A 14084-nucleotide genomic window follows, 5' to 3' on the forward strand; every position below is an offset into this window, starting at 1 on the left:
CGTAATAGCACGAACCGCACTACTTTTCTTTGATCGGTGTGCTGTCGGTGATCTTGAAGCGCAGCACACCGATGACCTGGCCATCTTCGGTCAGCACCCGCACCTGCCACTTACCCGCCGGATTGCCGGGGAAGTTCTGCTTGTGTGTCCAGGCCCGGTAGCCTTCCTTGCGTCCGCCGTGGATGTCCAGCGCAATGCGGTCGACCTCTTTACCGTTGAACTGCCAGACGTGATAAATCCGCTCGTCCAGGCCGCGTGGCGCGTTGATGGCGGTGTAGGCGTACAACCCGTCGGCACGGATCTGCGCAGCGCTGACCTCTTCCAGGCTCTTGCCCGGGGTGCGGTCCTGCAATTGCGTGCTGATGGCCACGTCCGTCATCCACAACGTCGCGGGAGGCACCCACGAGCGCAGAACCCAGCCCACGCCACCGATGCCTATGGTGATACTCAGGATCGCCAGCGCGTTGCGCACCGTACGGATCGGGAAGATCGAAGCGAGACTCGGGAATGACAGCAACACCGCGATGCCCAGCGCCCATTTGAAACTCTGCGACGTGGTCAGGTGCATGATCACCGGCAACGCCGTGAGCAGGGCAGCGAACAGGGTCAGGGTGTGCAACGCCAGGAACGCCCAGCGCCGTGGCGCCAGCCACTTGTAGTACAGCGGGTCGATGATGGAAATCAGTGCGGCGATACCCAGCAGCCCGGTGAAGAACAGTTGGCCGCTGTTCCAGGTGGTGGTGATGAAAAAGAACGGCAGGACGAAGAACAGGCTTTCCTGATGAATCATCTGCGTCGCGTAACGCAGCAGTGGCTGGGGAATTTCCCGCTTGAAGATTTTGGTGAACAGCTTGGTCAGGCTGTTTTCCAGCATCAGCCAGACCCAACTGATCAGCATGATGGTGGTGATCCAGCTCGCCAGGCCCTGCTGACGGTCCACCAAAATGAAGCTGCCGACCCCGGAGATAAAACCGCCAAGCGCAATGACCCCAGGATAGCGCTTCATCAATTCGAGGATGCGCTGTACGAAAAGGGTCAGAGTCGGCATTCGGAGGTTCACAGTAGTCGTAGGAAAATCCTCGACAGGGTAACGCCGGCGGGGCGGTGTGGCGAGAGGCCAGCGCCGGTTAACGTGCGAAACCTGTGGGAGCGAGCCTGCTCGCGAAGAGGTCGGCAGAATCCAGCATTGATATCGCCTGCTATACGCCTTCGCGAGCAGGCTCGCTCCCACAAGGACCCGTTACTTTGCGCGATGAAAGCGCCAGGCCGCCAGACTCAGCACGATCAATCCCAGCAGTCCGGCAATCATCCACAGCAACTGGTCATCACTGAGCAACGGCTTCTCGATCCTGATATACCCCGGTTGCAGGAGCAATTCGCGCATGGCCTTGTTGGCTTCTGCCAGGGTCACCGCGTGCAGTTCCTTGACCGGGTCGGCGAAACGGCCGTCCTCGTAGTCCCCAAGGGCGCTCCAGTAGTAATCGGCCAGCGCGCTGTTGCCTTGCACGGCCCAGGCCTGACGGGCGATGGCGGCCTGTTTGAGGCGGTTGAAGGTCTCTGCATTCAGGCCGTCCTTGAGTAACCCGGCCTTCAATTCTTCCAGCACCTTCTGTGCCTCGGCGACGTCATCGCGCTCCAGGTCGGCATTCAGGCTCATGAAGCCGACACCGCCGAACACTTCGCGCTCGGCCCACGGCCCGTAGGACAAGCCATGCGCCAGGCGTAACTGGCGATACAGCGCCCAGTCCAGATAGTCCTTGAGCAGGTCGAAGGTTTCGTCGTGTTGATCCTCCAGCACCGGTTCCGGTACCAGCCAGTGCAACTTGGCCCCGCCACCGACAAAGCCCCGCGTCAGATTTCGCTCATGGGCGGCGCTGGCCTGAATTTGCGGAAGCGCCAGGTGGTCGGTCGGCTCGATCGGTTTCAGCGCGCCATAGGTGCGGTCCAGATAGGCTGGCAACAAGCGGTCAAGATCGCCGACCACGATCAGTGTCATGTTGTTGGGCGCGTACCAATCCTTGCGCACTTTCTCCAGTTGCTCGCGGGTCAGTTGATCGACCTCGGCGCGTTCGGGGCATTTGAGGCCCAACTCCACGGCCAGTTGCTTGCTGGCGGTATGCCCCAGATCCTGGCGATCCAGCCAGCGCTGCAAGTGCGAGTAATGGCCGCCGTCTTCGCGCTCGACCACTTGCTTGGCGGCGTTGATGGCGTTGTCGTCGAATCGGGTCTGGGTCAGTAGCGCGAGCAGCAAGTCGAGGACCTTACGCTGGTTTTTCGCCGGGGCTTCGATCACGAACGTGGTGTCGGCGTTACTGGTGAAGGCGTTCCATTCGCCGCCCAGCGCCTGCATGCGCTCCTCCAGGCCGCCTTCGCCACTGGCGTCGATGCCGCTGAACAACAGGTGTTCGAGCAGGTGCGGCAGTTCTTTTTCGGCACAGCCGAAATCATCGATACCGACACCGATCACCAACCGAATCGCCACGTGCCCGCGTTCCGCGCCGGGCTTGAGCAGCATTTGCAGACCGTTGCGCAGCGTGTAGCCCTCGACCTGGAAGCGATCCAGGGCCAACGAAGGGAATGAGCCCAGCAACAGACAGACGAACAACAGACAACGCATAACGAGCTTCCAGGCAACCAATCGGAGATCCGTGTCGTCAATCAGGCCGTCTTCGCGAGCAGGCTCGCTCCCACACTTGATTTGCAGCGTTCACAAAACCAATGTGGGAGCGAGCCTGCTCGCGAATAGCCATCAGGCAGAACCAATGTTACTGACTGGCCACACTGCCAGACGTTCAAGGCGAATGCGTGATGTCCGCCAGATCATCGGCCGCCAGCGCTCCAGTTTCGGACGTTTCCAACACCACATAAGCGCTGCTGCAAAACAGCGAATTCAGCCGCTTCATATCGGCGATCAACTCCAGGTGCAGGGAACTGGTCTCGATACTCTGCACGATCTTACGTTGCAAACGGCTGACATGCGCATGGGCCAAGCGGCGCTCCTGTGCGCGAAAGCGACGTTTCTCACGCAGCAACTGACGGGCACTTTCCTTGTCGGCGCTGAGAAACACCGACAGGCCCAACCGCAAATTGGCAATCAACTGGCTTTGCAGCCCTGCCAACTCCTCCAGCCCCACCTCGGAAAATGAGCGGCGCTGGGAGGTTTTCTGCTGCTGAACCTTGCGCAACATGCGTTCGATCAGGTCGCTGGCGAGTTTAAGGTTGATCGCCAGCTCGATGATTTCGGCCCAGCGCCGACTGTCCTGATCACTGAGGTCTTCCCGGGGCATTTGCGCCAGATACAGCTTGATGGCGCTGTAGAGCGATTCCACGTCATCCGTCAGGCGACGCAGTTCCTGAGTGACGGCCGTTTGCTTGCCGTGCAACACGTCCTGCATGGCCTCGAGCATGTTATCGATCAGGTCACCCATACGCAGGGTTTCCCGGGCGGCGTTGGCCAGCGCGAGGCTGGGCGTAACCAAAGCGGTCGGATCAAGGTGTCGGGGTTTGGCGGTGCCATTGACTTGCGGGCGCTCCGGCAGCACCCACGCACAGAACCTGGCCATTGGCCCGACGCTGGGCAGCAGGATCAGGCAGCGCGCGGTGTTGTACAGCAGGTGGAAACCGATGACCATTTCCTGGGGGCTGAAATCCAGGCTGTCGATCCAGTGCACCAAGGGGTCGAGCACCGGAATGATCAGCAGCAGGCCAATCAGCTTGTACAGCAGACTGCCCAACGCCACCTGACGCCCGGCGGCGTTCTGCATGCTGGTGCTGAGAAACGCAAGAATGCCGCTGCCGATATTGGCGCCGATCACCAGGCCGATGGCCACCGGCAGGCTGATCACGCTGGCGCCCGCCAGGGTCGCGGTCAGCAGTACCGCCGCCAGGCTGGAGTAGGAAATCATCGCGAACAACGCACCGACCAGGGCATCGAGCAGGATATCGCCGGTCAGCGAGGCGAAAATGACCTTCACCCCTTGGGCGTGGGTGATCGGCGCGGCGGCCTCGACGATCAGCTGCAGCGCCAGAATGATCAGCCCCAGGCCGATGCTGACACGCCCCATCTGGCCAAGCCGCGTCTGTTTACGCGACAGGAAGAAAATCACCCCGAGAAAGATCAGCAGCGGCGACAACCATGACAGGTCAAAAGTCAGCACTCGTGCCATCAGCGCCGTACCGACATCGGCCCCGAGCATGGTCGCCAAGGCCGGCGTCAGCGCCATCAGGCCCTGACCGACAAACGACGTGACGAGCATCGCCGTGGCGTTACTGCTCTGGACCATGGCGGTCACCACGATCCCCGAGACGAAGGCCAGCCAGCGTTTGGACATGTTCTGGCCAATGACATGGCGCAGGTTGGAGCCGTAGACCCGCAGGATGCCGGTTCGGACGATGTGTGTGCCCCAGATGAGCAAGGCCACGGCTGAGAGCAAATTGAGCAGGGTGAGCATGCAGGCCCCCTGTGGTGGTAACGCCCCAAAGGAGCAAGTTGACGGTACCGCGCGACGTTCTACGTTCTGTACTTAAGCTGTAGTTGGCTAACGGTCTGGGCGCCAGCATCGCATAGCTAAAGAAGTGATTGAAACAAAACTGTCATGAAAACAGCTTCATGCGGGCAAGCAAAAGGGGCCCGAAGGCCCCTCGCAATTCGCTTTCTGTAGGAGCGAGCCTGCTCGCGATGGTATCAAGGACACCGCGTTCATTCAGACAGCACGCGTTATCGTTAACGACCATCGCGAGCAGGCTCGCTCCTACAAGGGTTTTGCGTTACTGCCCCGGAATATCCTTGCGCAGTTTCACCGGGTCCTGCTGTTTGCGTTTTTTCGCAATGGCAGTGCGCATCTTGATGTTGATCGCTTCCACCGCCAGCGAGAACGCCATGGCGAAGTAGACGTAGCCTTTCGGAATGTGCATGTCCAGGGACTCGCCAATCAGCACGATACCGACCACCAGCAGGAACGACAGCGCCAGCATTTTCAGCGACGGGTGCTTGTCGATGAACTCGCTGATGGTGCCCGAGGCCAGCATCATTACCAGCACCGCCACGACGATGGCCGCCACCATGACCGGTACATGGGACACCATGCCGACTGCGGTGATCACCGAGTCCAGGGAGAACACGATGTCGATGATCGCGATCTGGATGATGGTGTAGAGGAAGTTTCCGCCTTTGACACTCGGCTCATCGTCGGTTTCGTCTTCGCCTTCCAGCGCGTGGTACATCTCTTGCGAGCTTTTCCACAGCAGGAACAGGCCACCGAAGAACAGGATCAGGTCGCGCCCGGAAATACCCTGGCCGAACACTTCGAACAGGTCGGCGGTAAGGCGCATGACCCAGGTGATCGACAGCAGCAACAGAATCCGCGTGATCATGGCCAGCGCCAGACCGAAAATCCGGGTGCGCGCCTGCATGTGCTTGGGCATGCGGCTGACCAGGATCGAAATCATGATGATGTTATCGATGCCCAGAACGATTTCCAGGGCGGTCAGGGTGAAGAAGGCAACCCAGATTTCAGGGTTGGTCAGCCATTCCATGTGTATTCCTTTGAGCGAGTGTTATACCACAAAGGGCCCGGGCTTCAAACAGCGAAGCCTGGACCCCGAGTGGTGAGTCTTGGGCTTATAGAGTGCTGAACAGCGGAAAAATCCCCATCAGCAACGCGGCAACCAGTATGCACATGCACACCAGCACTGCCCACTTCAGGGTGAAGCGCTGGTGATCACCAAAATCGATCCCGGCCAGGGCCACCAACAGGTAAGTCGATGGTACCAACGGGCTCAACAAATGGACGGGCTGACCGACGATCGAGGCACGTGCCATTTCTACCGCGGTTATACCGTAGTGGCTGGCGGCTTCGGCAAGTACCGGTAACACGCCGTAATAAAATGCATCGTTCGACATGAAGAAGGTGAACGGCATGCTCACCAGTGCCGTGATCACGGCCAGGTACGGGCCGAGGAAGTCCGGGATCACCGACAACAGGCTTTTCGACATGGCATCGACCATACCGGTGCCCGACAGGATACCGGTGAAGATGCCCGCGGCAAAGATCAGCCCGACCACTGCCAGCACGCTACCGGCGTGAGCCGCGACGCGGTCCTTCTGCTGTTGCAGGCACGGGTAGTTGACGATCATCGCGATACTGAAAGCCACCATGAACAGCACCGGCAGCGGCAGCAGGCCGGCGATCAGGGTGCACATCAGTGCCAGCGTCAGGGCACCGTTGAACCAGATCAGATTCGGACGACGGGCATCCGGGAACTGCGAAACGCTGATTTCGCTGTGATCGATCTCATCACCAACCAGGTGCAGTTCACCCAGACGCGCACGTTCACGTTTGCCGTAGAAGTAAGCGATGGCCAGGATGGCCACGACACCAGCGGCCATTGCCGGGATCATCGGTACGAAGATCGCCGACGGGTCCACGTGCAGCGCACTGGCCGCACGGGCGGTCGGGCCACCCCAGGGGGTCATGTTCATCACGCCACCGGCGAGGATGATCAGGCCGGCCATGATCCGCGGGCTCATGCCGATGCGGCTGTAGAGCGGCAGCATGGCAGCCACGCAGATCATGTAAGTGGTCGCGCCGTCACCATCAAGGGAAACGACGAGCGCCAGTACGGCGGTGCCGACCGACACTTTCAGCGGGTCGCCCTTGACCATCTTGAGGATCTTGCGCACGGCCGGGTCGAACAGGCCGGAGTCGATCATCAGGGCGAAGTACAGAATGGCGAACATCAGCATCACGCCGGTCGGGGCGAGCTTGGTGATGCCTTCGAGCATCATCGGGCCGATTTTCGGGCCGAAACCACCGAACAGGGCGAAGACGATCGGGATGATGATCAGAGCGATCAGCGCGGACAGGCGCTTGGTCATGATCAGGAACATGAAGGTGATGACCATGGCGAAGCCAAGGAAAGTCAGCATGGGAATACTCCAGGCGTGGCGCGGCTAGGGAATGAGCGGACCGGGTGGGATCAGCGCAAAACGGGAAGCACGAGACGTACGGGTGGAGTTGTGGCGAAGCGGCGGGTAAAGGACATCAGGATCACCATTGTTGTTGTTAAATGGACCTGGCGAGCAGTCGAACACTCGCATTTGGCCAACCGGTCTATTGCCGGCAGTGAGGGCGATCCTAATCGCGCAAGCTTTCAGCCAGCTTTCGGCAATGAAAGCGTTGACGGGAAGTACAACCGGTCGTCGGACCGGGGCAGGGAGGCAGACCGGGTCGAGACCTTCGCGAGCAGGCTCGCTCCCACAGTGATTTTGTGTTTGACGCAGATCCAGTGTGGGAGCGAGCCTGCTCGCGAAGACGTCAGTGAGAACACATCAGGAGGCACCAGCATGGCCAACATCCACACAGGCGGCTGCCACTGCGGACAACTGCGCTACCAAATCAGCGGGCCATTGCACGATATCGCCCACTGCCATTGCTCGATTTGCCGACGGGTCAGCGGCGGCATTGTGACCACCTGGATCACCGTACCGGCATCCGCCTTTCAATGGCTGGCCGGGACGCCGGCGCGCTACGACTCTTCATCGACCTGCGCGCGTTATTTCTGCGGTCACTGTGGGGCGCAACTGGCGCTGGTGACTCACCTGAGCCCCGAGAGCATCGACGTGACCATCGCGACCCTTGACCATCCAGAGCAGGCGCCCGCCGAGCGGCACATCTGGACTGACAGCCGCTTGCCATGGCTGCACCTGGACGAGCATTTGCCCGGCGAGCCGGAAGAAACCTTATAAACTTACATTAAGCCTGATCAAAAAATAGACAGATCCAACGGACGAATCGCGCCCATCCAGATGGCGTGCTCGCTGTGGTCCAGCAGATCGTCGCCAGTGTCCGGGTGCAGGAACACCACCAGCCCCTTGCGGTTGAGCGCAAGCCACGGCAGCACCTCGCCGATCAACTCCGGTCCGAAGGCCAGTTGGCAACTCCAGTCCGGGTGCGGACCGACCGGGCGCTCGTGCACGCGGCCCATCTTCAGAGGGAACAATTGCGCTGCCTGCTCACACAAGGCGCGTGCTTGCTCGATGGTGCCGGCATCGAAATACACATGGGCGTGGTAGCCCTTGATCGTTTGCATCTGAAGCCCTCTGAATCGGTTCGAACCCTTGATGTTTCCTGCGGGTCACACGCCATATAGATGGGAAACAAGGAGCCCAGCCATGAAAAATGCCGAAACCCCAGTCGTGAAAGTGGTGCTTTATGGTGCCATGAGTAGCCTGGGCAGTGCGCTGATGGCTGAAATGCTGCGACGTCAGCATGAAGTGATCGCCATTCTCGATGACCTGACGGCACTCGCGCCGCGACCGGGTCTGCGCACCAAGACCGGCGACCTGTTTGAGGCTGAGCGGGTCAGGCAAAGTGTGGCGGGCAGTTCGGCCGTCATCTGTCTGTTAGACGCACCGGGGTTGCCGTACAACAGTGAGCATGTGGAAAAAAACGTCGTGCCCGGCCCGGTCGAGCAGGTATTGGCGGCGGATGCGTTGATCGATGGCATGCAGGCGGCGGGCATTTCCCGATTGTTTCTGGTGGGCGATTTCGACGTACTGGACGATCCGGAAACATTCGACCCTCTGCAACGTCACGCGGCCGAGGAAATCCGCGAGGCCCTGCAAAGCAGCGCCTTACGGTGGACCCTTGTGAATGCGCCGCGAGGTGTCCCCGGATTGACCATCGAACATTTCAGCCGGATCGGCAGCCATCTGGAACCTGACCTGGCCGAACCGATAGCGCGCCTGTCCCGGACGGCCGTGGGCATCGCCGACGAATTACACCTGAACCTTCACATTGGTGAGCACGTCAATTTCGTCGCGACTGAGAGCTAAACGGCAATAGACGGCAACGTCAGGCCATTGAGCGATTGCGCACTGCTGGCCTGCTCGGCCATCAACCAATCGACAAACCGCTGAATCAAGGCGCCGCGCCGTTTGCGCTGCGGCAGCACCACGTAATATCCCAATCGAGAAATCACCGTTTCGGCAATCGGGCGGCACAACAAACCTTGGGCCAGCAAGTTATCCACAAGGTGTCGCCAACCAATGGCCACACCCTGACCACCAATCGCGGCCTGGATCAGCAAGGTGTAGTTGTCAAAGCGCAACTGCCCCGGGGCAGGGGGCGAGGTAATTCCCAACTCGCGGAACACGCCACTCCAGTCGAACCAATTGCTGCTGTGCTCGCCACGTAAATGCAGCAGCGGAAATTCCAATAACGTCTGGGCGGGCAAGGGCAGGGGACGTTCATTCAATAGCTGCGGGCTGCACACGGGGAAGACTTCTTCGCTGAACAGCCAGTGACTTTCACCCTGCTTGAAGCGGCCGTCGCCAAACAACACCGCGACATCGATATCCGTACGGAGCATGTTGTGGCTGCGCTCACTGGTCACCAGGCTGACATCAACCTGTGGATTCGCCGCGTGAAAACGGTGCAACCGTGGCATCAACCAGTACGCGGCAAAGGCGAAATCGGTGGCGACCTGGAGAACTTCGTGCTGTTGTTGGGCACTTATCGCGCTCAATCCTGCGTCGATTTGCTGCAAACCGAGTTGAACCTGCTCGAAAAGGATGATCCCGACCTCAGTCAGCTCAATACCGCGATAGATACGATCAAATAACCGGGCTGCCAGTTGTTCCTCCAACCGCTTGATCTGCTGGCTGATGGCTGGCTGCGTGGTACCCAGCTCCACCGCCGCCGCCGTGAAGCTTCGGTGTCGGGCCGCCGCTTCAAAGGCACGCAGCAGATCCAGTGAGAGGTCACCGAGGGCGTCATACATAAGCTGTGCTTATCCTAGTCATTGCCGTGCATGGGCTTTACCACGAAGTGCGCGGGTTACATGCTCGATCCCAGCACTCTCGCATAAACATCCACTATGGAATGCCGCGATCACATGAAGCGCAAGAACATTCTTTTCATCATGGCCGATCAAATGGCCGCGCCAATGTTGCCGTTCTACGGCCCTTCGCCGATCAAACTGCCTAATTTGAGCCGCCTCGCCGCCCAAGGCGTGGTGTTCGACAGCGCCTATTGCAACAGTCCGCTGTGCGCGCCGTCGCGTTTTACCCTGGTCAGCGGCCAGTTGCCGAGCAAGATCGGCGCCTATGACAACGCGGCGGATTTCCCTGCCGATGTACCGACTTATGCCCATTACCTGCGCCGCCTCGGCTACCGCACCGCGCTCTCGGGCAAGATGCATTTCTGCGGGCCGGACCAGTTGCACGGCTACGAAGAACGCCTGACCAGCGACATCTATCCAGCCGACTACGGTTGGGCGGTGAACTGGGATGAACCGGATGTGCGCCCGACCTGGTACCACAACATGTCGTCCGTGCTGCAAGCCGGCCCCTGCGTGCGCACCAATCAACTGGATTTCGATGAAGAAGTGGTATTCAAGGCCCAGCAATATCTGTTCGACCACATTCGCGAGGATGGCGACCAGCCGTTCTGCCTGACCGTTTCGATGACGCATCCGCACGATCCCTACACCATTCCCAAAGCGTTCTGGGATCTGTACGACGACGCCGACATCCCGTTGCCGACAACCCCTGATCCGCACGATCTCGATCCGCACTCCCAACGTTTACTCAAGGTCTATGACCTGTGGGATAAACCGCTGCCTGTGGATAAGATTCGCGACGCACGCCGGGCCTATTTCGGGGCATGCAGCTATATTGACAGCAACGTCGGCAAACTCCTGCAAACGCTCGAAGATACCGGGCTGATCGATGACACCATCATCGTATTCTCCGGTGACCACGGGGATATGCTCGGCGAGCGTGGCCTCTGGTACAAAATGCATTGGTATGAAATGGCAGCGCGGGTGCCCCTGTTGATCAGTGCGCCCGGGCAATTCGGTGCCGGCCGGGTCAGCGCCTCGGTGTCCACCGCCGACCTGCTGCCGACCTTTGTTGAACTGGCCGGTGGCTCACTGGAACCGGGCCTGCCGCTGGATGGCCGCTCACTCGTCCCGCACCTGCAAGGGCAGGGCGGTCACGACGAAGTATTCGGCGAATACATGGCCGAAGGCACCATCAGCCCGTTGATGATGATCCGCCGCGGCAACTACAAATTCATCTACAGCGAAGATGACCCTTGCCTGCTCTTCGATGTGCGAAATGATCCCCGTGAACTGGAAGAACTCAGCCAATCACCGCAACATCGCCAGCTTTTCGACGATTTTCTCGCCGACGCACGGGCCAAATGGAACATTCCGGCGATACACCACCAGGTGCTCGCAAGCCAGCGGCGTCGGCGCTTCGTCGCTGACGCCCTGACTATCGGCAAGCTGAAGAGCTGGGATCACCAGCCGCTGGTGGACGCCAGTCAGCAATACATGCGCAACCACATCGACCTTGATGACCTGGAGCGTAAAGCACGTTATCCACAACCCTGCCAAAACCAATAATGTTAAGGGGAAGTCCATGCAACGGTTATCCACAGTACTGACGGTCGGGCTCCTGGCCCTGGGCAGTGCATCGGCGTACGCCGATCAATGCGAGACGGTGAAAATGGCTGATCCAGGCTGGAGCGACATCGCTGCAACCAATGCCATCACCGGGTTTCTGCTGGACGGCATGGGCTACAAGGCCAAGGTCGATACCCTGGCGGTGCCGATCACCTTTGGCGGACTCAAGGACGGTCAGGTCGATGTTTTCCTGGGCAACTGGATGCCGGCGCAACAGGGCTTCTACGACAAGTTCGTGGCCACCGGCGACGTCACGCAACTGGCGAAAAACCTCGACGGCACCGAATTCACCCTCGCGGTTCCGGATTATGTCTGGGATGCGGGCGTGCATACCTTCGCCGATCTGAACAAGTACGCAGACAAGTTCGACCGCAAGATCTACGGCATCGGCTCCGGCGCACCGGCCAACATTTCCCTGCAAGAGATCATCAAGAAAAACGATTTCGACATGGGCCAATGGAAACTGGTCGAGTCCAGCGAACAGGCGATGCTGGCCGAAGTGTCTCGCGCGGTGAAGAAACAGAAGTTCGTGACCTTCCTCGGCTGGACCCCGCATCCGATGAACGTGCAGCTGAAAATGCATTACCTCAAGGGCGGCGAGCAATACTTCGGCGACACCGGCAGTGTCCACACTCTGACCCGCAAAGGTTATGCACAGGCGTGCCCGAATGTCGGCAAGCTGCTGACCAACCTGAGTTTCACTCAGGAGATGGAGAACAGCATCATGGCTGAGGTGGTGAACAAGAAAGTCAGCAATGCCGACGCGGCCAAGGCGTGGATCAAGGCCAACCCGGCGGTGCTGGATAAATGGCTGGATGGCGTGAAAACCGTGGATGGCAAGGATGCGCTGCCAGTGGTCAAAGCCAAGCTCTAAACCTGTGGGAGCGAGCCTGTTCGCGAAGGGGCCATCAGATCCGACATTTATATCGACTGACACTCCGCATTCGCGAGCAGGCTCGCTCCCACAATGTCCGGTGCTGATACCCTTGTGCAAAACCCCAACCGAGAGGCTTCATGGCCCTTCCCAGCCGCCATTCACTCTTCCCGTTCCTCACCTGGTTGCCCCGGCAAACCCGCGCCAGCGTCGGTCGTGACCTGATCGTCGGCCTCAGCGGCGCGATTCTCGCGTTGCCGCAATCCATTGCCTACGCCCTGATCGCCGGTCTCCCGCCAGAATACGGTTTATACGCAGCGATCATCCCGGTATTGATCGCGTGCCTCTGGGGTTCATCGTGGCATTTGATCTGCGGTCCTACAGCCGCGATCTCCATTGTCCTGTACGCCAGCGTCAGCCCTCTGGCCGTACCGGCGACGCAGGACTACGTCACCCTGATTCTGTTGCTGACATTCCTGGCCGGGATTTTCCAGTGGTTGCTGGGCTTGCTGCGCTTTGGTGCGCTAGTGAATTTCGTCTCCCACTCGGTGGTGCTTGGCTTCACCCTCGGCGCGGCGGTGGTGATTGCCATCGGCCAACTCCCCAACCTGCTGGGTTTGGATTTGCCCAGCCACGCCACCGCGCTGGACAGCTTCATCACGTTGCTCAAACACCTCGACGAACTCGATCAACCCTCGCTGGTGCTGGGGCTGGCGACCGTGGTGGTGGGCATCCTCCTCAAGCTGTGGCTGCCGCGCTGGCCGACGCTGTTGATCACTCTGGGGCTGGGTGCGTTGTTGGTCTGGCTCTGGCCTTCGATGTTCGGCCATGTAGAACGGGTCAGCGCATTCATGGGCAAGCTACCGCCCTTCAGCCCTTTGCCGCTGGACCTCGACCTGATCCTGCGCTTACTGCCCAGTGCCGTGGCCGTGGGCATGCTCGGGCTGGTTACCAGCCTGTCGATTGCCCGCTCGCTGTCGGCGCGTTCGCAGCAGTTGCTCGATGCCAATCAGGAAGTCCGCGCCCAGGGTTTCTCCAATATCGTCGGGGCGTTTTTTTCCGGATCACTATCAGCCGGCTCCTTCACCCGCTCGGCCCTGAGCTACGAAGCCGGCGCCTGCTCCCCCCTGGCGGGGATTTTTTCAGCGCTGTGGGTGGCGCTGTTCGCAGTTTTCGGCGCGCAATTGATTGCACACATTCCGATCCCGGCCATGGCCGGCAGCATTTTGCTGATCGCCTGGGGTCTGGTGGATCATCGTGGTATTCGTGCGTTGCTGCGGGTCAGTCGCGCCGAGTTCCTGGTCATGGCCCTGACCTGTGTCGCCACCTTGCTGCTGGAACTGCAGACGGCGATCTATGCCGGGGTGCTGGCGTCGCTGTTCTTTTACCTCAAGCGCACGTCGCAACCACGGGTACAGCATGTGCGCGACGGCGACGAAGACATTCTGCGGGTGGGCGGCTCGATCTTTTTCGGCGCCAGCCATTACCTGCAAGTCCGCTTGCAACGAATGCATGGCGCACGCGTGGTGATCGAGGCGCAGCAGATCAACTTCATCGACTATTCAGGGGTGGAAATGCTGCATCAGGAAGCGCGGCGGCTATTGCGTCAGGAACGCAGCCTGACCCTGCGCCGGGCGCGGCCGCAGGTGGTGGAGGAATTGAGGAAGCTGGAAGGGGCAGAGAAATGCCCGATTAGATTTGAAGATTGAAACACCACTCCTGTAGGAGCGAGCCTGCT

General features: G+C 59.8%; 12 protein-coding genes. 5 read left to right on the top strand and 7 right to left on the bottom strand.

Features of this window, described 5'->3' with window-relative positions; genetic code table 11:
* Positions 1-19: 19 nt before the first annotated feature.
* From HNQ83_RS00385 to HNQ83_RS00405, 5 genes are all read right to left on the bottom strand, one after another.
* Positions 20-1048: a DUF5924 family protein gene (locus HNQ83_RS00385; RefSeq protein WP_175387156.1), complete on the bottom strand. Its 1029-nt coding sequence runs from the start codon at positions 1046-1048 to the stop codon at positions 20-22.
* A gap of 192 nt (positions 1049-1240) precedes the next feature.
* Positions 1241-2617, bottom strand: a complete 1377-nt coding sequence (locus tag HNQ83_RS00390; RefSeq protein WP_175387157.1) for a pitrilysin family protein — start codon at positions 2615-2617, stop codon at positions 1241-1243.
* Between the two features lie 175 nt (positions 2618-2792).
* Positions 2793-4451 (bottom strand): Na/Pi cotransporter family protein, encoded by a 1659-nt coding sequence (locus tag HNQ83_RS00395; protein WP_175387158.1) that lies wholly within the window; start codon positions 4449-4451, stop codon positions 2793-2795.
* 316 nt (positions 4452-4767) lie between these two features.
* Positions 4768-5535, bottom strand: coding sequence for a TerC family protein (locus HNQ83_RS00400; RefSeq protein WP_175387159.1), 768 nt, complete (start codon positions 5533-5535; stop codon positions 4768-4770).
* Positions 5536-5620: 85 nt separating this feature from the next.
* On the bottom strand, positions 5621-6928 hold the full coding sequence (locus tag HNQ83_RS00405) for a CitMHS family transporter (protein WP_175387160.1): 1308 nt from the start codon (positions 6926-6928) through the stop codon (positions 5621-5623).
* 417 nt (positions 6929-7345) lie between these two features.
* Between HNQ83_RS00405 and HNQ83_RS00410 the strand changes: the two genes are divergently transcribed.
* Positions 7346-7747 carry a GFA family protein gene (locus HNQ83_RS00410; protein WP_175387161.1) on the top strand — a complete coding sequence of 134 codons (402 nt, stop codon included), beginning with the start codon at positions 7346-7348 and terminating at the stop codon, positions 7745-7747.
* 17 nt (positions 7748-7764) lie between these two features.
* Here HNQ83_RS00410 and HNQ83_RS00415 read toward each other — a convergent pair whose 3' ends face one another.
* Positions 7765-8091 carry a DOPA 4,5-dioxygenase family protein gene (locus HNQ83_RS00415; protein WP_175387162.1) on the bottom strand — a complete coding sequence of 109 codons (327 nt, stop codon included), beginning with the start codon at positions 8089-8091 and terminating at the stop codon, positions 7765-7767.
* A gap of 82 nt (positions 8092-8173) precedes the next feature.
* Between HNQ83_RS00415 and HNQ83_RS00420 the strand changes: the two genes are divergently transcribed.
* Positions 8174-8836: an NAD(P)-dependent oxidoreductase gene (locus tag HNQ83_RS00420; RefSeq protein WP_175387163.1), complete on the top strand. Its 663-nt coding sequence runs from the start codon at positions 8174-8176 to the stop codon at positions 8834-8836.
* On the opposite strand, the gene HNQ83_RS00425 is transcribed toward HNQ83_RS00420, so the two are convergent.
* On the bottom strand, positions 8833-9783 hold the full coding sequence (locus HNQ83_RS00425; RefSeq protein WP_175387164.1) for a LysR family transcriptional regulator: 951 nt from the start codon (positions 9781-9783) through the stop codon (positions 8833-8835). The genes HNQ83_RS00420 and HNQ83_RS00425 overlap by 4 nt on opposite strands.
* 114 nt (positions 9784-9897) lie before the next feature.
* Between HNQ83_RS00425 and betC the strand changes: the two genes are divergently transcribed.
* The 3 genes from betC to HNQ83_RS00440 all read left to right on the top strand — a co-directional run bounded on the left by betC (position 9898) and on the right by HNQ83_RS00440 (position 14055).
* A complete protein-coding gene (gene betC, locus HNQ83_RS00430; RefSeq protein WP_175387165.1) occupies positions 9898-11412 on the top strand; it encodes a choline-sulfatase in 1515 nt (504 codons plus the stop codon).
* A gap of 16 nt (positions 11413-11428) precedes the next feature.
* The gene (gene choX, locus HNQ83_RS00435) at positions 11429-12346 is read left to right on the top strand and encodes a choline ABC transporter substrate-binding protein (protein ID WP_175387166.1); all 918 of its coding nucleotides are present in this window, start codon (positions 11429-11431) and stop codon (positions 12344-12346) included.
* A gap of 140 nt (positions 12347-12486) precedes the next feature.
* A complete protein-coding gene (locus HNQ83_RS00440; protein WP_175387167.1) occupies positions 12487-14055 on the top strand; it encodes a SulP family inorganic anion transporter in 1569 nt (522 codons plus the stop codon).
* The last annotated feature ends 29 nt before the right edge of the window (positions 14056-14084 follow it).

Origin of the sequence: Pseudomonas sp. C2B4 (assembly GCF_013359695.1) — a bacterium.
Classification (GTDB): domain Bacteria; phylum Pseudomonadota; class Gammaproteobacteria; order Pseudomonadales; family Pseudomonadaceae; genus Aquipseudomonas.

Coding starts and splice junctions, on each gene's coding strand:
- HNQ83_RS00385 (WP_175387156.1), bottom strand. CDS start 1,048: ATGCCGACTCTGACCCTTTTCGTACAGCGCATCCTCGAATTGATGAAG.
- HNQ83_RS00390 (WP_175387157.1), bottom strand. CDS start 2,617: ATGCGTTGTCTGTTGTTCGTCTGTCTGTTGCTGGGCTCATTCCCTTCG.
- HNQ83_RS00395 (WP_175387158.1), bottom strand. CDS start 4,451: ATGCTCACCCTGCTCAATTTGCTCTCAGCCGTGGCCTTGCTCATCTGG.
- HNQ83_RS00400 (WP_175387159.1), bottom strand. CDS start 5,535: ATGGAATGGCTGACCAACCCTGAAATCTGGGTTGCCTTCTTCACCCTG.
- HNQ83_RS00405 (WP_175387160.1), bottom strand. CDS start 6,928: ATGCTGACTTTCCTTGGCTTCGCCATGGTCATCACCTTCATGTTCCTG.
- HNQ83_RS00410 (WP_175387161.1), top strand. CDS start 7,346: ATGGCCAACATCCACACAGGCGGCTGCCACTGCGGACAACTGCGCTAC.
- HNQ83_RS00415 (WP_175387162.1), bottom strand. CDS start 8,091: ATGCAAACGATCAAGGGCTACCACGCCCATGTGTATTTCGATGCCGGC.
- HNQ83_RS00420 (WP_175387163.1), top strand. CDS start 8,174: ATGAAAAATGCCGAAACCCCAGTCGTGAAAGTGGTGCTTTATGGTGCC.
- HNQ83_RS00425 (WP_175387164.1), bottom strand. CDS start 9,783: ATGTATGACGCCCTCGGTGACCTCTCACTGGATCTGCTGCGTGCCTTT.
- betC (WP_175387165.1), top strand. CDS start 9,898: ATGAAGCGCAAGAACATTCTTTTCATCATGGCCGATCAAATGGCCGCG.
- choX (WP_175387166.1), top strand. CDS start 11,429: ATGCAACGGTTATCCACAGTACTGACGGTCGGGCTCCTGGCCCTGGGC.
- HNQ83_RS00440 (WP_175387167.1), top strand. CDS start 12,487: ATGGCCCTTCCCAGCCGCCATTCACTCTTCCCGTTCCTCACCTGGTTG.